The organism is Mucilaginibacter sp. P19, assembly GCF_050632265.1.
GTDB classification, from domain to species: Bacteria; Bacteroidota; Bacteroidia; order Sphingobacteriales; family Sphingobacteriaceae; genus Mucilaginibacter; species Mucilaginibacter gossypii.
On sequence record NZ_CP192586.1, the window covers coordinates 2,144,265 to 2,165,303 of the forward strand.

General features: G+C 42.9%; 20 protein-coding genes and 1 pseudogene. 6 read left to right on the forward strand and 15 right to left on the reverse strand.

What is annotated here, in order from left to right; all coding sequences use genetic code 11:
- The first annotated feature begins 5 nt into the window (after positions 1-5).
- Positions 6-1,607: an alpha-L-fucosidase gene (locus ACQ86K_RS10170; protein WP_431200291.1), complete on the forward strand. Its 1,602-nt coding sequence runs from the start codon at positions 6-8 to the stop codon at positions 1,605-1,607.
- A 373-nt stretch (positions 1,608-1,980) separates the two neighbouring features.
- Here the strand turns inward: ACQ86K_RS10170 and ACQ86K_RS10175 are convergent, their stop codons facing one another.
- From ACQ86K_RS10175 to ACQ86K_RS10220, 10 genes are all read right to left on the reverse strand, one after another.
- Positions 1,981-3,225: a hypothetical protein gene (locus tag ACQ86K_RS10175; protein ID WP_431200292.1), complete on the reverse strand. Its 1,245-nt coding sequence runs from the start codon at positions 3,223-3,225 to the stop codon at positions 1,981-1,983.
- 32 nt (positions 3,226-3,257) lie between these two features.
- A complete protein-coding gene (locus ACQ86K_RS10180; RefSeq protein ID WP_431200293.1) occupies positions 3,258-3,917 on the reverse strand; it encodes a hypothetical protein in 660 nt (219 codons plus the stop codon).
- A 59-nt stretch (positions 3,918-3,976) separates the two neighbouring features.
- Positions 3,977-5,548, reverse strand: a complete 1,572-nt coding sequence (locus ACQ86K_RS10185; RefSeq protein WP_431200294.1) for an ABC transporter permease — start codon at positions 5,546-5,548, stop codon at positions 3,977-3,979.
- 91 nt (positions 5,549-5,639) lie between these two features.
- A complete protein-coding gene (locus tag ACQ86K_RS10190) occupies positions 5,640-6,056 on the reverse strand; it encodes a hypothetical protein (RefSeq protein ID WP_431200295.1) in 417 nt (138 codons plus the stop codon).
- Positions 6,031-6,330, reverse strand: a complete 300-nt coding sequence (locus ACQ86K_RS10195; protein ID WP_431200296.1) for an ATP-binding cassette domain-containing protein — start codon at positions 6,328-6,330, stop codon at positions 6,031-6,033. Before ACQ86K_RS10195 ends, ACQ86K_RS10190 begins: the two co-directional genes overlap by 26 nt.
- Positions 6,331-6,344: 14 nt before the next feature.
- Positions 6,345-6,527, reverse strand: coding sequence for an ATP-binding cassette domain-containing protein (locus ACQ86K_RS10200; protein ID WP_431200297.1), 183 nt, complete (start codon positions 6,525-6,527; stop codon positions 6,345-6,347).
- Between the two features lie 17 nt (positions 6,528-6,544).
- On the reverse strand, positions 6,545-7,282 hold the full coding sequence (locus tag ACQ86K_RS10205; protein ID WP_091168200.1) for a hypothetical protein: 738 nt from the start codon (positions 7,280-7,282) through the stop codon (positions 6,545-6,547).
- Complete coding sequence (locus ACQ86K_RS10210; protein ID WP_091168198.1) at positions 7,266-7,673, reverse strand: GntR family transcriptional regulator; 408 nt, start codon at positions 7,671-7,673, stop codon at positions 7,266-7,268. The genes ACQ86K_RS10205 and ACQ86K_RS10210 overlap by 17 nt, the downstream gene beginning before the upstream one ends.
- A gap of 11 nt (positions 7,674-7,684) precedes the next feature.
- Entirely contained in the window at positions 7,685-8,320 is a 636-nt protein-coding gene (locus tag ACQ86K_RS10215) for a hypothetical protein (RefSeq protein WP_431200298.1), read from the reverse strand.
- A gap of 126 nt (positions 8,321-8,446) precedes the next feature.
- A complete protein-coding gene (locus ACQ86K_RS10220) occupies positions 8,447-9,295 on the reverse strand; it encodes an ABC transporter ATP-binding protein (protein ID WP_091168190.1) in 849 nt (282 codons plus the stop codon).
- A 123-nt stretch (positions 9,296-9,418) separates the two neighbouring features.
- Here ACQ86K_RS10220 and ACQ86K_RS10225 point away from each other — a divergent pair, with 123 nt between their 5' ends.
- Both ACQ86K_RS10225 and xth read left to right on the forward strand, forming a co-directional pair.
- Positions 9,419-9,610 carry a hypothetical protein gene (locus ACQ86K_RS10225; RefSeq protein WP_143020760.1) on the forward strand — a complete coding sequence of 64 codons (192 nt, stop codon included), beginning with the start codon at positions 9,419-9,421 and terminating at the stop codon, positions 9,608-9,610.
- Positions 9,611-9,720: 110 nt separating this feature from the next.
- On the forward strand, positions 9,721-10,500 hold the full coding sequence (gene xth / locus ACQ86K_RS10230; RefSeq protein ID WP_091168186.1) for an exodeoxyribonuclease III: 780 nt from the start codon (positions 9,721-9,723) through the stop codon (positions 10,498-10,500).
- A gap of 66 nt (positions 10,501-10,566) precedes the next feature.
- Here xth and ACQ86K_RS10235 read toward each other — a convergent pair whose 3' ends face one another.
- The 5 genes from ACQ86K_RS10235 to ACQ86K_RS10255 form a co-directional block, all read right to left on the reverse strand.
- A complete protein-coding gene (locus ACQ86K_RS10235) occupies positions 10,567-11,178 on the reverse strand; it encodes a hypothetical protein (RefSeq protein ID WP_091168183.1) in 612 nt (203 codons plus the stop codon).
- A gap of 151 nt (positions 11,179-11,329) precedes the next feature.
- The gene (locus ACQ86K_RS10240) at positions 11,330-12,895 is read right to left on the reverse strand and encodes a DNA topoisomerase (RefSeq protein ID WP_431200299.1); all 1,566 of its coding nucleotides are present in this window, start codon (positions 12,893-12,895) and stop codon (positions 11,330-11,332) included.
- Positions 12,879-13,190 (reverse strand): hypothetical protein, encoded by a 312-nt coding sequence (locus tag ACQ86K_RS10245; RefSeq protein ID WP_431200300.1) that lies wholly within the window; start codon positions 13,188-13,190, stop codon positions 12,879-12,881. The genes ACQ86K_RS10240 and ACQ86K_RS10245 overlap by 17 nt, the downstream gene beginning before the upstream one ends.
- 126 nt (positions 13,191-13,316) lie before the next feature.
- Entirely contained in the window at positions 13,317-14,402 is a 1,086-nt protein-coding gene (locus ACQ86K_RS10250; protein ID WP_091168178.1) for a phosphotransferase enzyme family protein, read from the reverse strand.
- An 82-nt stretch (positions 14,403-14,484) separates the two neighbouring features.
- On the reverse strand, positions 14,485-15,510 hold the full coding sequence (locus ACQ86K_RS10255; RefSeq protein ID WP_091168176.1) for a LacI family DNA-binding transcriptional regulator: 1,026 nt from the start codon (positions 15,508-15,510) through the stop codon (positions 14,485-14,487).
- Between the two features lie 419 nt (positions 15,511-15,929).
- Between ACQ86K_RS10255 and ACQ86K_RS10260 the strand changes: the two are divergent.
- The 3 genes and pseudogenes from ACQ86K_RS10260 (at position 15,930) to ACQ86K_RS10270 (ending at position 21,032) form a co-directional block, all read left to right on the forward strand.
- Positions 15,930-17,239, forward strand: a pseudogene (locus ACQ86K_RS10260) (DUF3472 domain-containing protein).
- Between the two features lie 24 nt (positions 17,240-17,263).
- Positions 17,264-18,613, forward strand: a complete 1,350-nt coding sequence (locus ACQ86K_RS10265) for a Gfo/Idh/MocA family protein (RefSeq protein ID WP_091168170.1) — start codon at positions 17,264-17,266, stop codon at positions 18,611-18,613.
- Positions 18,614-19,199: 586 nt separating this feature from the next.
- A complete protein-coding gene (locus ACQ86K_RS10270) occupies positions 19,200-21,032 on the forward strand; it encodes a SusC/RagA family TonB-linked outer membrane protein (RefSeq protein ID WP_431200301.1) in 1,833 nt (610 codons plus the stop codon).
- Positions 21,033-21,039 lie beyond the last annotated feature (7 nt).

Genomic DNA, 21,039 nt, shown 5'->3' on the forward strand with positions numbered 1-21,039 from the left:
TTCTCTTGGTACTGTGTGGAATCCAAACTGCGTCAGCACAAAATGATCTGGTTAAAGATGATAACGCCAGTAATTATAACCTGAACAAGCCCGAACGCGAGCTATGGCTTAAAAATACAGGGTTGGGTTTGTTTATACATTTTAGTATGGATAGCCAGCTGGGTGTGGTGATCAGTCACTCGCTGGTTGGGGCAAGTGACGATTACGTAAACCGTTATTTTAATGAGCTGCCCAAAACTTTTGATCCCTCGAAGTTCGATCCGCACCAGATAGCAACGCTGGCAAAACTGGCGGGCATGAAATACATCGTATTCACCACCAAGCATCACTCGGGTTTTTGTATGTGGGATACCAAAACCACTGGGTTTAACATAACCCATACACCATACAAAAAAGACCTGTTAAAGGAATTTGTGAATGCCACTCGCGAGGCGGGATTGCAGGTAGGATTTTATTTTTCGCCCGAGGATTTTAACTTTCTCCGTGACCATCATATCCCTATTAGTCGTACCGATGTTAAGATGGATGCACAAACCCGCCATGAATATGACGAATACACCCGGAAGCAATGCGAAGAGCTGATGACCAATTACGGTAAAATAGATGTACTTTTTATTGACGGCGATCCGAAAGAAGTGGTAAAGCAAACCTGTTGGAAATTGCAGCCCGATTTGCTGATAACCCGAGGGGCCATTAAAACGCCTGAGCAGATCATGCCCGGCGCTATGATCAACGAACCATGGTTGTCATGCATCACTATGGGCACGGCCTGGGGATATCAGCCAACTAATGAACGGTATAAATCGGGCAATCAACTGATAGGATTGCTGATTGAGGCAAGGGCCAAAGGTGGATCGCTGTTGCTAAACGTTGGCCCGAAGCCAGATGGCGCTTTGCCCATTGAGCAGGAAGAGCGGCTAAGGGAAATGTCGGCATGGTATTTTGTTAACCGTGAATGTATTGATAGCGTGCGAAGCTGGGTGATTAGCAAGGAGGGCGACACCTGGTTTACCGCTAAAAACGGGCATACACTTTACGCTATTGTTACAAACGCTGCCGGCTGGAAGGAGGGGGCCCGCAAAATTTTTCTGATCCGTTCGGCCATCGCCACTATTAAAACTCAGGTTAGTGTATTAGGGCAAAATAGTAAGGTGATTGAATATAAAACCGATGATGTAAGCTGCAGGTATAAGCAAACCGATAGGGGGCTTGAAGTATCTGTTGTAAAGGCTCAGCGTATTTATGATGATCACCGCTGGCCTAATCCTGTAGTGATTAAACTGGAAAATGTTGCCCCTGTTTTTAAAGAAGCCGCCATTGTTGAAACAGGAGCAAGTTCAAAAACAAAGGCCGGTGCAGTTTTAAAAGGTAAAATTCTGAATTACAAAAGTATTTCGGCAAAAAGGGCGAGGTTTGATTATCGCCCTTACCATGGGCAGGTAGAAACTTTATATGCAGGTAAGTGGACAGCCGGCACCTGGGTAAATATTAAGACTGATGGCACATTTGAAGCAATACTCCCACTAAAAGCCGATTACGAATACAAGGCCGTAGTTGAACAGGCTAATGTTGAAATAGAAGGGGAGAACAAATTATTTAAGCAGTAATATTTGGTGAGATGCTGTTTGAAAATGGAAGAAAGAATTTTTGTAGAGACGCATAATTGCGTCTTCCGAAGGACAAGGCGATTTCAAAAGCGTCTCAACTGCGGTAAATTGCAAGCGTGAGACGCAATTATGCGTCTCTACATTCAAAAACTATCGTTTATAGGTAGATAAAACTTCATTGCCGTTGGTTTTAACCAACGGAATAATGAGTAGTGATAAGAGGGCTTCAGCCCAAACCCGCGTGTATAATTGGGCTAAAGCCAGAACTTTTTTGTCTTTTACCGTTGGTTAAAACCAACGGCAATTAATGTTTTTTAACAGCTTTCAAGATCATGAAAAACGGGGTTATGTTTTGCGTAACCCCGTTTTAGTTTTAAAGGTCTTTAATATTATCGTTAGGATTTCTGTCAATGAGTTTACTGAAGGGATCAATTCCTACAGAGGCAGGCTTACCCTTAACAATAACACTAAATTGCTGTAACCCGTGTTTAAGCTTATACTTTTTAAGGTATAAGGTGTTACTCACCATGCGGTTACCGGCACCTTGAACCTGCTTGCCGAAGATTCCGATATCAATATAATCGTTCATGTTTATGGCCGGGATATCGTTGTTTTTGGCGTCTTTCCAAACTTTATCAATATCAAGCTTCAACGTAACTTTATATTCATTTTTATTACCTGTGGATTGACTGCTTGCTTCAACCACCCTGTTATCATATAGTGTGATCTTTTGCCAGGTATCGGTAAGGTAGTACTGCAGCGAATCGGGTACATGCTTTTGGAGACATTGGTAAAGGTTATTGGCACCGGCAAACGGGCCATCTTTTTTAAAAGTATAGGTCTTTTTAAATTCGCGCAGGGCTACGTTCAGGCTGTCTTCACCAATCAGGTCGCGCAGGCCATACAGTGCCACGCTTGCCTTGCCTCCCCATAAAAACCAATTGTTGGCTTTTATTAAAGGATGTTCGTTTTCATTAAGGTGCCTCCTGATAAAAAGGTAATACCATAACTGATCTAAAACAATATAGCGCATGTTATCCTTGCCATATTTATGTTCTGACATTACCAGCTGATCGTAGTTTGAAAGGCCTTCGGGGATCACCAGGCTGCCAACAGTGCTGTTTGGTGCTGTTTGAAAACGCCACCATTGTTGTGATAACAGTCTGGTTGTATTGGCGTAACAATAATCAAAACTGTTAGGATCCCTGAAATCGGCATTCCATCCAAAGTATTCTGCGTAAGTGTCCAGCGTTGTCATGGAGGCATCCTGCGGACCGTAAACAGACGTCTCCACCAGTCGGATATCATTAAACGGATAGGCACCATAAACCTTGCTGTAATAAGTTAAGCCATCTTTATAAGCCGCAATATACCTGTCGATATTGGTGCTGTGTTCAGGATTATAATATACCTCGATATTTATGGTATGGTCCAGTTGAACGGTCGCTTTTTTTACGGCGAGTCTCTCTGATATAATGCCCAACGGCATGTACATACCCGGTTTATCCTGCACATAGTGAAAGTAATTACGACCGTTTTGCTGCCATTGTTTTACGAGCCGGCCGGGTACGATAGCGGTTTGATCGGCCAGGGTGCTAACAGTTACATCCAGTTTCAAAAGGTCAGCAGCTCTTCCTGCTTTTAAGGTGCTTATGCCCTCGGGATCATTTTGCTGCGTTTCCTCTTCCTTTTTTCGGGCAAACCTGCTTTTTTGCGTTCGTAAGGGCTGCTTAGCTCATCATCTTCATCATACCCAAGGCCCGGCAATCCACCGTTAAAAAATGTGCCGTTGTTAATGAGAGCCGCAGCATACATGCCATTGGTAAATCCTTTATGAACTATTTCTGAGTTGATCTCTAACGTTAATGAATCGCCCGGCATTAGCGGTTTTATGAACTTGTATAACCGAAATTCGGCAGTGTCAGTTTTCGGCCTGAACCAGTTGAAAAATCCACGGGGATAAAGAAGCGGGGTAGTAAACGGAACTAATGTGCCATTGGTTTTAAGCGAATAATTGGTGAGCTCATCGCCGTCGAGCAGTATCTGTAATATGGCAGCTTTATTTTTATTGGTGATGGTTACCCATGCGTGTGTGGCTACCTGTTGTTTATCCGGGTAAAGCTCTACCTGCATTTTTATGCTGGTTACTTTAGGCAGGGGAAGGTGCTCATATTTTTTCAAGGTTTTTTCATACATCACTGCCCTGGCTGTGTTTTCGCTTTTGATAAGGTAGCTGTTTAAAAAACTTACGTTATAATAATTCCACCCACCAACAGCTAAAAAAGCTATAGTCACTATTACGGTGATCAAAGCTGTGCTGCTGTTAAAACGCTGGGGCAATAAACGTAATCGCTCTTTAAAAGATGAGGTTACCCCCGGTAATAAAATAATCCCGAAACAATGATCAGCAAACCCGCAAATAGCATCCAGTACAGGTTGAACCAGCTAATGGGCGCTGCCATATGCCCTATGCCGGTCATATCAGATATTCCCGAAGATGGGGTGTACGAGTACAGCAGCAGATTATAATCAAAAGTGCCGGTTTTGCGCAAAAAGAAAACAATCACCCATAAAAACACGCCTATGCCATGGGCTGCAAATTTGTTGTTGATAACAACGTGCACAACATAGCAAAAAACAACCATCTGCAGCAAAGCGGGCAGCAATATGTAGGCTATGTAGAGAAAGTACACTGATAGATTCAATGTGTGATAACCCTTTAATAATTGAACGATAACCCCGGTTAATATGGGTAGGATGGATAAGCCGGTGCCAATAAGCAATAAGGTGATTAGCTTCGATCCGTTCAGGATCCAGTTTGGAGGCGGGAGGGAATCATTGATAAATGCATAGCGGGTAGTCCTGTCGCGGTGCAGGGTTTCGCCGGTATAAAATATCAGGATGAAGAAAATAAAGAATGGAAAAGCTTCATTAAAGATTGCGAGCAAGGTAACCGTACGCGGAAAATCAGGTACGCCATTCCTGTTATCGCCAAGCCAGAATACAAAACCGAGGAATAAGCTGCCAGCGATTAATATGATCCAGAAGTAGTTATCGCGGATAATATTCAGCAATTCAACTTTTACCAGGTTGTATAAGGTATTCCTGTTGTATTTGCCTGTAAAGCTAACAACTGGTTTAATAGTTACCTGGGTTTTAGTTTTTGTGCCTGCCTCGTCAATAGCAGCCTTATCACGCCTGCCGCTAAAGAAACGCTCAAAGCTAAACCTGAAATAAGTGAAAAGCACAATAACTATCCCAATACCGCCCCATAATACACGGTTGAGCATAAACGTACCGGTAACCGGGAATAAGGTAGTATTTTGCTCAATGGTGCTTGAAGAACTGGTTTGCATCCTGATACCGTTAAGCCCAAAGGGATCGCTGAGGTTTATTACCGTGGGGTTGTTAATGTGGTTAAGGAAAAACAACGCGATGAAGTAAAAAAGGAACAGCAGGATACCGCCAAAGTAAATAACCTTTACATTGCGGGTGATGGCTACAAGTCCAAAAAACAATGAAGAGGTGAACAAAACGTTAGGCAGCCCGATTGTGAAAAACGGGTGCAGATAGTAAATGAGGCTATTGGGGCCGTATTGCTTTGCATCCGTCCATCCCATAGCAGGGCCCAGTTTGGTGCCTATGAAGGCGCCAATGATAACCGCTGTTGAGATCAGGACCATGAAAACGAACGAGCCCAGGTAACGGCCCCAGAAATAGCCTGCTTTGGTGATAGGGTAGGTTAGGTAATAATCTTTTGTGTTGTATTCAATGTCGCGGTATAAGGCAGTGCCCATAATTGATGAACTCACAAGCGTCATCATCATGGTGATGCCCGAACACCACAACGCAAGTACATAAGGCGCGTTGATGTGCTCTTTTTCGCCTAATGGTAACGAGCCTGTTGAAAAAGTGAACACTGTAAATATCAGTGCTGCCAAAAAATAAAGGTAAACGGCTGGCCTGCGGACCCGATTCCGGATCTCGAACAGAAATATTTTAAGAAACATAAACTATTGGTTTATAGTAGTTTTAAATAGTATCTACATCTATACGTGTGGCGATGTTGCTGAAGTACACATCTTCCAGGTTTGGCGTGCTGCTGATAAAACCATTGCCGGGGTCGGCTTCGTTTATAATGCGGATATGGAGTTTGCCGGTTTTAAGCTGCGTTGATATCACCTGGTAATCATCTTTGTAAAAGCCCAGTTCTGATTGGGTGATCACCTTGCTGTAAATTTTTCCGTTCAGTTCATTTACCGCGCTTTCCGGGTCACCTGCGTACAAAACCTCGCCCTGGCAAATAATGGCAAAATTGGCGCAAAGCGTACTTACATCCTCAACAATATGGGTCGACAGGATTACGATGGTATTTTCACCCAGACGACTAAGCAAGTTGTAAAAACGGTTTCGCTCAGCCGGGTCAAGGCCCGCTGTGGGTCTCGTCAACAATAATAAGTTTAGGGTTACCGATTAATGCCTGTGCTATTCCAAAACGCTGTTTCATACCGCCGGAGTAGGTGCCAAGGTGCTTTTTCCGGTCTTTATAAAGGTTTACGTTTTCCAGTAATTGAAGCACAAGGTCTTTGCGTTCGGCGTTGTTGCCAACCCCTTTGAGCTGGGCAATATGGTCGAGCATTCGTTCGGCCGATATTTTGGGGTAAACACCAAACTCCTGTGGCAGGTACCCGAGTAGCTGCCTTACTTCGGTTTTGTTTTTCAATACATCCAGCTCATCTAAAAAATGCTGCCTTTATCGGCCTCCTGTAGGGTGGCTATGGTACGCATCAGTGATGATTTACCGGCGCCGTTTGGGCCAAGCAGGCCAAACATGCCATTATTCAGGGTCAGCGAAACATCTTTTAAAGCATGTACGCCGTTGGCATAGGTTTTTGATAGCGAGTTGATTACTAATTTCATGATTTGCTAAGTTTTGGTTATTTATTATTACGGATCATCCTTGTATTTCCGTTCAGGATTAGTTTAGCGCTGTCGGCAAGTTTATAGGTTATGTTGCTGAGGCTATCGTCCTTGATCCATAAGCGGCTTTTATTCCGGATATCGAGGTTGGTTTTATTGAATTGGTTGCCTGCTTCAATAGATAGATTTGAAGCACTATTGTTGCTTTTACCGATAATGGCGTTTACTATGTTAAACTTGTTGTTTTTTAGTAAGACGGTGGAGGCATGGTCCTGGATAATATTGAGCTGATCCCCGTTGAAACCACCGATGGTAGTAGCGCGCCATTTGAAGTCTGGTGCGGCAGTGGTATCGACAATTTGAGTGTCGCCTGCTTTATATTTTGCATCGGCATAAAACGCATTTAATTGCGGCATGGATATATACAGAACGTTTGGGGCTTGTACATTATGAAAGTTATCTTTAAACGCGGCACGAATAAAGAGCGAATCGTGCCGTTGTTCAATTTTCATGAACTCCATGGCGTTAGGATCAGCAAGTACTTTGAATGGCCCTTGAACCAGCATAATATTGATAGCCGTTGATGAACCAAGCTCAATAACCTTGAAGTTCCTGAAATTTAGGTTGTTAAAGCCATTATAGGGGTTTTTATACTCACCTTTAAAATATTCTGCTTTTAGCTGAAAGTCATGGATCCCAACCGAAACTATCAGTAACAATACCGCGGTAAGTAAGAATTTATTGCTTGTTTTCATCGTTGCTTGCCTGGTTTAATTCATTATTTTGTTGCGCCTGGAAATGTTGATATTGCAGGCTGATCTCATCTATCGATATACCTAACAGGTACATGTTTTTAAAAAGTTCGGGTAGGTTCTGACGCACAAAGTTTTCTTTGCGATAAGCTTTTACTTTGTCAAAGCCGTCATCAGCCACAAATAAACCGAGGCCGCGTTTGTTATAAATAATTTCGAGCCCCTGCAAAAATTCGTACGATCGCATAACCGTATTTGGGTTTACTTCCAGCTCAATCGCCATATCACGTACTGATGGGATCTTTTGCCCGCCGGGCCATTTGCCCATCAGGATCTGATCGCTCACAAAAGCTGCTATCTGGAGGTATATCGCTTCGTTATCTTTAAATTCCATTATCGTCTTTTTTAAGCCTGTTTCTCCTTAAACCTAAAATATGCCGCTATCCAGATCAACAGCGATATAATGGGAACCACAATAAAAGCCCAGGCAGATTGCTGCGCATTTAAACCAATGGAGTAAAAGTTCATACCATCCTGGAAATTGAGAAATGAAAAAGGCGTTACCGGTTTGATTGGCCTGCCAACAATAAATCTTACGAACACTGTATTCACAAGGATTAGCAGGGCATAAAAAATAAAGAAACTGAAACCTGTTTTTATAAAGTGTAATTTTTCGAACCGGATTGCTCCATATATCGTGACGGCATGCAGCAAGGAAAACAATATCATCACCAGTACAAATTTATCCTGAAACAGGGAGAGTATTTCAATTTGATGCCCGGGCCAGGGTTTGAGATTGATCAGGATAAATAATACCAGGTAAAAAACGCCTGTATACACCAAAAGGAATATAACATACGAATAAACCCAGCCGACCATAAACTTCTCGAGTTGTGATGCAGGCAGGGTTAACATTGGAACTGCCCGGCGCTTATCGCCCAGATCAGTAAAAACAGTGCTTGTAAATAATGGCCCAGCGATAATCATGAGTACCCCGAACATAGCCATCTGAAAGCCGGCATCTACCGGGCCCGGGATCATATAAAACACAAACGAACCGCCAAGTAAAAATCCCCCGCCAAAACCGCTGCCGACATCAAATAGGCGCGGTAATGCTCAACAGTGTGCTTCATAAACAACAGGCCAAAGCGCTTTAAACTGAAGTGATTATTCATGATTTGTGCTTGGTTTTAGTGCGTTTAGTAATTTGCTGCTATTGGTTGTTGCTGCGTTAAATAATAACTCAAGGTCCATTTTTCCGTACTTGCCGGTGGTGTTTTGTACAATAGCGTATTTGCCCACGAGGGTTTCTTCTTCGTACAGCACATTCATCCCGGTAAGTTCTTTAAAAATACCGAAGAACAGCTTTTCAGTAAGCTCATCTATCGAGTTCTCAATTACGATGCGGTGATCGTCCAAAATCAACACGGTATCAATAAGACTGTCCAAATCCCTCACCTGGTGGGTTGAAATAATAATGCAGCGCTCATCATTCAAAACAGATGCTATCAATTTTCTGAACTGAACCTTTGAAGGAATATCAAGCCCGTTGGTGGGTTCATCAAGTATCAGTACACTGGTATTGGTAGCCAGCCCGAAAGCGATGATCATCTTTTTTTGCTGTCCGTATGACATTCTGGTCATTAACAGATCCGGATCAATATCCAATATTTTCAGATAACTGTAAAAGTCGGTAATGCTGAAGGCAGGGTAGAAGCTTGCCGTCCGGGCCAAAAACTGGCCGGGAGTTAGTGCCGGTACGTGAACTTCTTCGGCAATAAAATAAAGGTCTTGTAAAGTGGATACCAGTCGCTTTGAGCTTTTTGTTCCGTTAATAAGGCAGTGCCCCGATTGCGGAAAAGCCAGACCGGCGATATTTTTCAACAGGGTTGATTTCCCTGCACCATTTTTACCCAGCAGCCCATAAATGTGGCCGGCCTTTAACGAAAGGTTCAGATTTTTGAACAACGGCTTCCTGCTGTTATAGCTAAAATTCAAATTACTTATTTGAATCATTTTATAGTGTATTAGTGTTGTAGTACACTGCAAATGTAATTAAACATTTTTAAAATGCAAGCGATATTTTGGTTAAGAAAGATCTTTCTGAAAACCAATCATTCCCTTAGCAGTTATTAAGATATGTCAAAGAAGAGAACCATGCCAAACGAGCCAGATGAAATGCCGGTAAACCCGGAGCGGCCGGAGATCAGGCAGCCTACTGACCCCGGAGAGCCGGAAATGCCCGAAGAAGCGCCGGAAAATATCCCGAATGAAATCCCCGATCCAGAGCCAAGCCAGCCTGAAGTAGACCCGGATGAGTTTGAAAAGTAAGGGGATCTTTACTGTTCATGAGCCATCGCAACTAATTGCTTGCGATGGGTGGCCGTGCTTTTAATATTTTGGAACATGCATGATATAACCTAAACTATTTAAATTGCATCATGAAAATAGCTACGTATAACGTAAATGGTGTAAATGGGCGCCTGCCTGTTTTGCTCCGCTGGTTAAAGGAAACATCCCCTGACGTTGCCTGCCTACAGGAACTTAAAGCTCCACAGGAAAACTTTCCGGAGCAGGCTATACTTGATGCAGGTTATAAAGCCATCTGGCATGGCCAAAAAAGCTGGAACGGCGTTGCGATACTGGCAAAAGACCGGGAAATTACTGAGGTATGCCGGGCACTTCCCGGTGATCCGGAAGATGAGCATAGCCGTTATATTGAAGCACTTGTTGATGGTATTACCATTGGCTGCCTGTACCTGCCCAACGGAAACCCGGCCCCCGGTCCTAAATTTGATTATAAATTAGGCTGGTTTGAACGCCTTAAAATTCACGCAGCCGGTTTACTTGCAGCCGATAAACCTGTTGTATTAACCGGCGATTATAACGTTATGCCTACCGAGCTCGACGTTTATAAACCGGAGCGATGGGTAAATGATGCGCTCTTTCGCCCTGAAACACGCGAAGCCTTTAAAACACTGGTACAACAGGGCTGGACGGATGCTATCCGCAAAATTTATCCTACCGAAGTGATTTATACCTTTTTCGATTATTTCCGCGATGCCTACGGCCGTAACGCCGGTTTACGGATCGATCATTTTTTACTGAGCCCTCACCTGGAAAAACGTCTTTTAGCTGCAGGTGTAAACCGGGATGTACGAGGCTGGGAAAAAACAAGCGATCACGCACCGGTTTGGATTGAACTGAAGGATGATGAATGAGTTTAAGAATTGAAGACTTACGAAGTTTTTAAAACTTCGTAAGTCTGGTTCAAAAACTTGTTGCGCTTACCTCCGCATACCAATGTTTTCGTGCACCCATTTGGCCTCTTCTTCCGGAGTTACTTTATCAATGGTACTGTTTACCCTGCTAAAAGTAGCCCCGGGGAAATCATAAGGTTTGCTATCGTCAAAAAACGGACCGACAACGCCAAGCATCCACCCGTTTTTAGCAGCCCAGTGGGGTGGGTTTACACAGTATTTAAACACCTCGTAGTGGATAAAATTGTTTCTGCCGTCAAAATCAATGGTAACCCGTTTAATATGTTCAATTTCGTCGGGGCAGGCATCCAATTCGGTAGGGAACTCCAGCCATTGGGCCAGTGAGCTTTCCGCTCCTTTAATAAGCGTAAGGTATGCCTCCGGGAACAAGTGTAATTCCTCAAGTTCTTTTAAATACAAAAAGGTGTCGTAGCGGGTAAGCAGGTTTTTGGCAAAGGGCAAAACATCTTCGGCGGTTAAACCTGCAGCCGCTTCCGCCTTTTTATAAAGCGGTAAAATCCTTGCTGATCGCTCCAATTCAAGTTTCTTCTTTTTCTTCTTAACATCAAATAACCTGAAAGCCGCAAATGCTATAATAAAAACTATAATGGTAATTACAATAAGCGTGATTAGATCCATAATGCAATGAATGTAAGCTTTTATGCATACAAATATCAAATTTATCGTATTACCAAAGTAAAATCGACACTTAACGTTTTAACCAGCGCCGGAGTAGTTGCAGTTAAGGTCCTGTTATCCTTATCGATAGCGCTATTTATGTCGCCATCCTTTATGCTGTAACTTTGCTCCCGACTGCTTCCACAGCCGGGATTTTCAATGATTTTCCCTGCGCCAGTAATTCGGAAGTGATGGCTCGTGTATAGGTTTTGATCTCGTTCTGGAATTCGGTAACCGAAGCTCCGGAGCGGATCTCTTCCAAACGTTTTTCCCATGTTCCGGTAAGTTCGGCCTGGGCTATCTGCTGATTTTTTACCACCTCATAAACGGCAATGCCGGTAGTTGTGGGCACCAGGTTTTTCTTTTCCCTGATAATATAATTGCGTTTAAGCAGGGTTTCGATGATGGCTGCCCTTGTTGCCGGCGTACCGAGGCCGCTGTCTTTCATGGCATAACGCAGCTCTTCGTCGTCAATCTCTTTGCCTGCTGTTTCCAATGCTTTAAGCAGGGTGGCTTCGTTGTATAGTGGCCGGGGTTTGGTTTGCTTTTCGAGCAGGGCTTTGGCTGTTATCGGGAGGTTTTCGCCTTGTGTTACTTTAGGCAGCGTTGCGTTCTCTTCGTCCTTTTTGTCGTCTTCCTTGTCGTTAAATACAGAACGCCAGCCGGCAGTATGGATCACCGTTCCGCTGGCGTTGAATTTAGCGCCCGATTGTACCACAATTTTGGTAACCTCCTTAATACAATCCTGGTGAAATGCTTCGAGCATACGCCCGGCCACCATATCATAAACGGCCTGCTGATCGGGCGAAAGCTGGTGCGGGTTCTCGCCGGTGGTAAGCACGGCATGGTGATCTGTTACCTTTTTTGCATTTACGCTTCGTTTGTTAAGCGTAGCGCTGCCCAACGCAATGGCTTGTTTGCCAAACAGCGGATGTTGTTCCAGTTTTTCAATTAATGCAGGCACGCCTGCAAAAACATCGTCGCCGATATAGCGGCTGCCGGTACGGGGATAGGTAACCAGTTTGTTTTCGTAAAGGTTTTGGAGAATGGTAAGGGTTTGATCAGCAGTATAGCCTTTGCGTTTGTTGGCTTCCTGCTGTAGGCTGCTCAAGTCATGCAATAGTGGAGGTGGCTCTTTGCGCGGTTTGGCTTCCACCTGTAAAATATGGCCGCCCTGCGGAAAGCCGCCTTCAACATCCTGTACCTTGTCAAGTACGGCCTGTGCTTCTTCTTTTGTTTTATAATTTTCGGCAGATATCGCTTTAAATACCTGTCCGTCTTTATCAGGATGGATACTTACCTGGTAAAAGGTTTCGGGTACGAAGTTTTTGTTTTCGAGGTACCGAGAACAGATCATGGCAAGGGTAGGGGTTTGCACTCTGCCTAAGGAAAGCACAGCGCCGCGAATGCCCGAAGAAAGACTAAGCGCCTGCGTGGCGTTCATACCCACCAGCCAGTCCGACTGGGAACGGCAATGGGCCGAATTGAACAGTGTATCATAATCGCTGCCGGGCTTCAGGTTACGGAAGCCCTCTTTGATAGCCTCATCAGTTTGCGATGAGATCCAGAGCCTTTTAAAAGGCTTTTTGCATTTTAAGTAATAGTAAATATAGCGAAAGATGAGTTCCCCTTCGCGCCCGGCATCCGTTGCTACAATGATCTCAGTGGCTCTCGTCAAATAGTTTTTGAATGGTATCCAGCTGTTTTTTTACTGATGGATCATCCACCAAACCATCCTTGGTTTTAACCTTGCGAATGGAAAGCTTAAACTTTTGAGGCAGCATAGGCAGGTGCTGAACGCTCCAGCCGTAATAACCATACTCCTGCGGGGCGGCAAGCTGCAGCAGGTGACCGAAAGCCCAGGTAAAGGTGAAACCCTTGCCTTCAATATAACCGTCTTTCTTTATAGTTGCCCCAAAAACTTTGGCAATTTCCCTGGCTACAGATGGTTTTTCGGCTATAATAACTTTCATAAATGTTGTTTCCCGTGTCCCGGTTTAGGCCGGTGCTGCTAATACGGGCGTCGAAAGTATGAATTTAGCGAGGCCTGTGCAAGGTTTGTTGGTAACATTGTGCGGCCCAACAGATTGAATGACCTGTTAAATGCCGTTGGCGGTGGTCAGTAATTCTTTATCTACACCGGCAATTATTTCTGCAAATACAGGTTCGGCATTGATGTAACCTTCAAGTAGTTTAAACTGGTTTTTAGCCCTGATCAAATTATGCCCTTCATATTGGGTACCATAGTAAATATCATTATTTAAAAAATCGGTTAAAAAACGGAGGCCCTGCATATAGATCATTAATTTGCCCGAAAAGGTGAAATACTGTTTTTCAGTTTCAGTAAGGATGTTGCTCATTTCGCTCATATAACCTTTATATATCGCTCTGAAAAAATCTGTCCTGATGATAATTTTATCCAGATCTTTTTCCTCTTCGTTGGCGGGCGATAAATAGGTGCGCATCATGTCGCCAACATCGCTTAAATAATAGCCGGGCATTACTGTATCAAGGTCAACAATACATAGCGCGTTTTGGTCTTTGTCGAACAGTACGTTATTTATTTTGGTATCGTGGTGGATCACCCGGAGCGGGATTTCGTTATTAGTTGTAAACAGGTTATAGGTATGCAATATGTTGATATGATCATCAGCAGCTTTTACTTCCTTAGCAGCCTGTTCCAGTTTTCGGGGTTCGGCTGTTTTTAAAGCCTGTTCAAACTGTGCAACCCGTAATTTTAGATTATGAAAATCCGTAAGTGTGTATTCGAGTTTGCTGATGTCAAAATGATTTAACAAACGGGTAAACCGGCCAAACTGCACCGCAGCGCTATAGGCTTCCTTTGTATCCTGCAAAAAGTTTACTGTATGCGATCCTTCAATAAATGGAAAAAGCCGGTAAAACTTACCGTCGGCGGCTTGAATGATCGATTTCCCTTTTTGATTCTTTAACGGGGCTACAAATAAATAACCTGGATTGTGTTTATCAAAATATTCTTTGATTAGTACAAGGTTGCTGTCGATATGATCGGGCCTTTTAAAAACGGCAACGTTGATTTGCTGAAGAATATAGGAATGGTTAGCACCACTTATTTTATAAGTATAGTTTATTAAACCCGAGCCAAAGGGCCGGATATGGTATTCAGAAACGTTTAATCCAAAATTTATTAGGATATCATCAAACATATTATAGACGTTAACTCATCAAACATAGCTAATTTCATAAACGATAGCCATGCGCAAACGTTTGAGTGTTTTTTGTTTAGGTTTATTTTTTGTTTTCAACCAGTTGCGATTCAATAATCACCTTGTAAAAGGCACTTGGTTCATTGCCGCCGGTACCCTGGTGATGCAGCAGGTCCATCAAAATATCAGTTGCTTTTTGCCCCTGTAAATATGGGAATTGTTCAACAGAAGCGGCGGGAATATTCTCCATATAATTGATTAGCGGTAAATTGGCATAGCTTACAAATTCAAGGTCCTTGTTTATTTTGATGTTTAATTTACTGGCGTGTTTAATAGCAAAAAGTGCTACATAATCATTAAAGGTTACTATGGCGGTTGGTTTACGTTTGCTGGCCAGCAGTTCATCTAATGCCTTTTTTGTGCCTTCTTCGGTCAAATCGCACGAAACTATAAGCGAAGGGTCGTACTTAAGCCTGTTTTTGGTCATCGCTTTGATATATCCCTCTTTACGCTCGCCGGTAGCAACCATGGTTTGCGGCCCGTTGATCATGCCTATTGCCCGGTGACCTTTTTTTAGCAGGTAACTCACTGCCTCAATAGTACCGATTTCCATATTGCAGGCTACATAATGGATGTTGGGTATGGCCGGGATCCTGTCGAAATAGACTACCGGGATATTGTATTTTTTTAAGTTTTCAAAATGCTGGTACGAGGAGGTATTTTTCCCTACCGATACAAGCAGGCCATCAACCCGGTGGTTTTTCATTTTTTCAACCAGCTGTTTTTCCTTTTGCTCATCATCATGTGATTGTGCCAGCAATACGGTATAATTTTTTTTATAGGCAGTATCTTCAATAGCGCTTATGGCCGAGGAGAAAAAAGCCTCCGAAAGTTCGGGTAAAATAACTCCGATGGTGAGCGTTTTGCCCTTTTGCAAAAAAATAGCGGTTTGGTTAGGCTCATAGTTTAACTCGCCGGCCAGCTTTTTAACTTTTGCCCTTGTGGTTAGTCCTATGCTCGGATGATCATGCAAGGCCCTTGAAACTGTAGAAACCGAGATGCCTAATATTTGCGCTATCTCTTTTATAGTAGTTGGCTTTGTTTGCATTAATTACGGGCTAATGTTGTTTTTATAGTTAAAGTTAAGCGATTATTATGAAATAGCTTGTATTAACTGCATTGCAAACGTTTGCGTAGCTAAATCATCAGTTTGCATAAGTTGGCAGGTAAGTATAGTGGAGATTTGAACATTAGCGGAGGCATACAGTACCCTTTAATTTTATTTAGAGAGCCCCGCTTATCTGCAACAAAGAAATAATCGCTTAGCAGGCATATTTACCTTCAATTTTAGAAGCCGAAGTCGTTACCCCATAATGTTTGATAAATATTTGTTTTTCAATTAATGCCAGTTAAGGGATAATTATGCCCATTTTTCAAACGTTTGCGTTGAAATTGAAACATTTATTTTTTCTTAAAGCCACTAATGCGAGTACATTTATGAAACGATACTTGTGTTATAACCCAATGATGAAGAAAACCGCTATAATTTGTCTTTCAATATTGTTTATTTTCATAGGAAATAGAGCTGCCATTGCGCAGACGGTACATATTGATGCTTCAAAGCTGCGTCACGTTATCCCGTTTGGCGGTAATGCCTGGGTAAACGCGCCGGATACCATAACCGATGAAGGGTTGATTGGCCTGAGAAGCATAAAATCAACCTGTAATATTTATTTCAGGGTTAGTGTTGCACAGTACCTTGAGCTTGCGCTGGTGGTACGGGCGCCGCAGGGGAACAGTACGCTGCTGTTATCGGTAGGAAAAAATGCGATCGTCAAAAAAATAAGCAATACCAGGTTTGATACTGTCAGTTTTGGGAAGGTTCACATCAGTCGGCCGGGTTATGTAAAGATCAGTTTAAAAGGCATCAGTAAAACCGGGACTGTTTATGCAGATGTATCTGACCTTGTAGTTACTTTGCAAAAGCCGGATAATGATATTTCATATGTTGCAAAAGGCAGCTCATATCATTTTGGCAGAAGGGGGCCTTCTGTACATTTACGCTATCCTGTTGCGGCCGATAAGGAGAATAAAGTAAAATGGTTTTATAATGAGATCATAGTACCCAAAGGACAGGATGTGATCGGCTCCTATTTTATGGCCGATGGTTTTGGCGAGGGATACTTTGGTATGCAGGTAAATTCGGCAACCGAACGCCGTGTGCTATTTTCTGTGTGGAGTCCTTTTAATACCGAGGATCCGAAAAGTATTCCCGATAGTATGCGTATTAAACTGGTAAAAAGCGGCAGTAATGTACACATCGGCGAATTTGGCAACGAAGGCTCGGGCGGACAAAGCTATATGCGCTTCCCCTGAAAGCCGGGCAAGCTTACGCTTTTTTGCTTAGCGCCGAGCCTGATAATGCCAGGCATACAACCACTTATACTGCGTACTTTAAAGATGTAGCTGCAGATAAATGGTTTCTGATAGCCAGCTTTACCCGCCCGCAAAAGGCTACTTACTTAACGCATTTGTATTCGTTTGTTGAGAATTTTGAACCTGACAACGGCGATAAGATCCGCAAAGCGTATTTTACCAACCAGTGGATAGGGGATAGCGATAATAACTGGCTGGAACTTACACATGCCATATATACTGGTGATGCTACAGCCAATGCTAATTATCGTAAAGATTATGCCGGAGGAAAAGAAGGTGATAAGTTCTTTCTGCAAAACGGAGGTTTCTTTGATAATTATATCCAGCTCAAAACCCCTTATGATCGTAAACCAACAGGAAAGAAGCCTGTAATTGACTTTGAAAAATTACCCAATAAATAAGCCCCAAAAACCTCAATATTATATATGGAAAGAAGACAATTTTTGAAAACCAGCGCAATTGCAGCGGCAGGTTTTAGCATTTTACCGTCAGGAAGGCTGTTTGCATCGGCACCTGCAAAAGTCCGTTTAGGTTACATAGGCGTAGGTGCCCGTGGCATGAGCCATATTGCCGAAGGTTTGCTTCGCGATGATGTGGAGATCGTAGCTATTTGCGATACGCAGGAAAGCTCGCTGAAAATTTGCCGCGAATACATCGCCAAAAAAGGCCATGCACCCGTAAAGGAATACACTGGCGGACTGGATGCCTACAAAAAATTGCTTGATCATAAAGATATCGATGCGGTAATTATTGCTACCCCATGGCAATTTCACCACCCACAGGCTATTGACGCTATGAAAGCCGGAAAGTATGTTGGTTGTGAGGTAATTGCCGGTCTTACGGTTGAAGATCACTGGGATATCGTTAACACTTCAGAAAAAACAGGTATCCCGTACATGACGCTCGAAAACGTTTGCTATCGTCGTGATGTGATGGCTGCCTTAAATATGGTGCGCCAGGACCTGTTTGGCGAAATCATCCATTTGGAAGGCGGATATCAGCATAATTTAAGAGGTGTATTGTTCAATAACGGTAAGCAATATTATGGCGGAGGCGTTGAGTATGGCCCCAAAGCCCTTAGCGAAGCTCAATGGCGTACGCAGTTTAATATCGATGTGGATGGTGATATTTACCCAACCCACGGCGCCGGTCCATGTATGCATTATGCTAATATTAATGCAGGTAACCGCTTTACCAACCTGGTATCGTTCAGCACCAAGGCAAAGGGTTTAGCTGCCTATGTAGAAGAATTATCGCCCGGTCACCCGAATGCTAAGATCCATTACAAAAACGGCGATGTTACCACTACGATGATCAATTGTGCCAATGGTGAAACGGTGTTACTGAGCCATGATACGCACCTGCCACGCCCTTATTCATTAGGTTTCAGGGTGCAGGGCACTAAAGGTTTATGGATGGATGTAAACAAAAGCGTTTATATTGATCATAAATCAAAAGAAGATGATTCATGGGATCCGGCAAAGGAATGGTTTGATAAATATGACCATCCGCTTTGGAAAAAATACGAAAAGTTTGCCGAGGGTGCCGGCCACGGTGGTATGGACTGGTTTGTGTTTAATGCTTTCGTAGAGTCGGTTAAGCAAAAACGCCAAACTCCTATAGATGTTTATGATTCTGTTACCATGAGTGTAATTACGCCCTTGTCAACAAAATCATTGAAAGAAGGTAACGCAAGCGTGGCATTTCCTGATTTTACCAAAGGTAAATGGAAAGAGCGGAAGAATACCTTCGCGCTTGATGATAGCGGCTTTTAATTACCGTTTATATTTTTTGCATGTTTTATGTTTAGCCCGGCCCAAAAGCCGGGCTTTACTTTTTTAAAGTAGTATAGCTACCCCTGCTACAGGTAAGCAGTGGCTTTTAGTGTAACCCTATGCTTTGTTTATGCTATTGATTTTTAGGTTTTTAAGTTTAAATAATAAAAATCTGTTAACCCTGTTAACCCCCTTTGCCGTCTAAGTTAACGCCTATAGCTGGAGCTGGGTGGCGGCTGATACCACAGTGGGGTTGTGTTTGTAGATCTTATTCCAATCCACTCATAATCAAATTATTCAAGCTTAGTCCTCAAATACGCAGAATCCATAAAATTGGCGCCTGAATCATCCCGGTTGCGATCTGCTCAATACCACAAAAACCTTCAAGAATCAATTTTTATCACCGCAAAATACTTTGAGTCAAACGTTTGCGTAGGTCCGATTTTGCCCAAAACAAACGTTTGCGCTGTGTTTGGAGGGGCGAATTTTTGCTTTCAAAATCCGCTATCTCTAATTTCCAATGTTCAAAAACAGAGCTAAATCACATTAAAAAGCTAACAATTAATTAATACTAACACCACCACGTATGATTAAAATTTACTCAAACCCCGATCGGGGCTTCAGCAAACACATTTATTTAGGAAGGCAGATCAATGGCCTTTTTAAATTGATATGCTGTTGCCTGCTACTATTATTGCCAGTACTTGCCAACGCGCAAACAACAATCAGCGGTAGCGTAAAAGATAAAGACGGCCCGGTAATTGGCGCTACCGTTATTCAAAAAGGCGTCAAAAATACTACCACAACTGATGTCAATGGTAAGTTTAAAATTACATTAAAGGGCAGTTCAACAGTGTTGGTTGTTTCTTATGTAGGGTATAAACCACAGGAAGTATCAATTAGCGGTTCCTCAGACATTACTATCACTTTACAGGAGGACCTTAATAAACTGAACGAAGTAGTGGTAGTAGGTTACGGTACAGTTAAAAAAGGAAATATAACAGGATCGGTTAGTTCAATAAAAAGTGATGACCTTACACTTGGTGGTACAACTACTAATATCGGGCAGGCCATTCAGGGTAAAGCTGCCGGTGTTCAGGTGCAACAAACCAGTTTTGCACCGGGCTCAGGGATTAATATCACTGTAAGGGGTGGTAACTCTATCAATACTTCTACCTCTCCTTTATATGTAGTTGACGGTTTTATCAGCGATAATGGCAACCAGGTTAACCCTAACGACGTCGAAGATATCCAGGTATTAAAGGATGCCTCTGCAACAGCTATTTATGGAGCAAGGGGAGGTAACGGCGTTGTTTTGATCACCACCAAAAAAGGAAAAAACGGCAAGGTTTCTTTAGATGCGGATATATCAGGAGGTACACAATATCTAAGGTATAAGCCGGACCTGTTAACCGGGCAGCAGTACACCGATATCCAAAACGCTACAGCTATTGAAGATGGTAAGCCACAACCATACCCGTCAAGTTTCCAGGTGGCCAACACCAATTGGTTAAAGCTTGCAACCCGCAACGCAACAGTTCAAAATCAAAGCATCAGTTTAAGTTCAGGTGATCAGAATTCAAAGATATATGTTGCTGGTAATCATATTAAACAGGTTGGTGTGTTGCAGCATACCGGTTTTGAAAGATATACTGCAAGGATAGGTGCTGAGAAAACAATGAATGAAAACCTGAAGATCAGCGCTAATTTTTATGGTGCCAGCTCAAGTTCGACATTGCAATCGTACTCTGGAGACATAACTGCGCCATTATTTAGTTTATTGACAGCACCACCTAATGTAAAGCCTTATAATGCTGATGGTACTTATAATTACTACGTTACCCAGGGCACAAAGACCAACGCTTTGGCCGGCCTTTTGGAACCAACAAACAACAGTGGCAATAAATTGATAAATGCCAATATTGGGTTAGATTATAAAATTATTAACGGCTTAACTTATCATCTTACGGCCGGTACCGAATACACTCAAACTACAGCAGGCCAGTACCTGCCTACTACTACCATCGCAGGTGCTAAGCAGGGCGGTGTTGCCAGTGAGCAAACATCATCGGCTTTCAGATGGATAGTTGAAAATTACTTTACCTATAAGTTCAACATCGCTAAGGATCATGACTTCACTGTTTTATTAGGTACATCAAATCAAAAAGATGTTACCGAAGGACTAAGTGCCGGTGCTAAAGGCTTCTCAACCGATGCGTTCTTGTACTACAACCTTGGTGCCGGATCATTGGTAAATGGTTATGGCAGCAGTAAGGCAGAGGCTATGTTAACCTCGTATTTTACAAGGTTTAATTATGCATATAGGGATAAATTATTAGCCTCGTTCTCTTATCGTGACGATCGTTCGTCAAACTTCGGCTCAAACAAGCGTTCAGGTTTTTTCCCGCAGGTGCAGTAGCTTATAA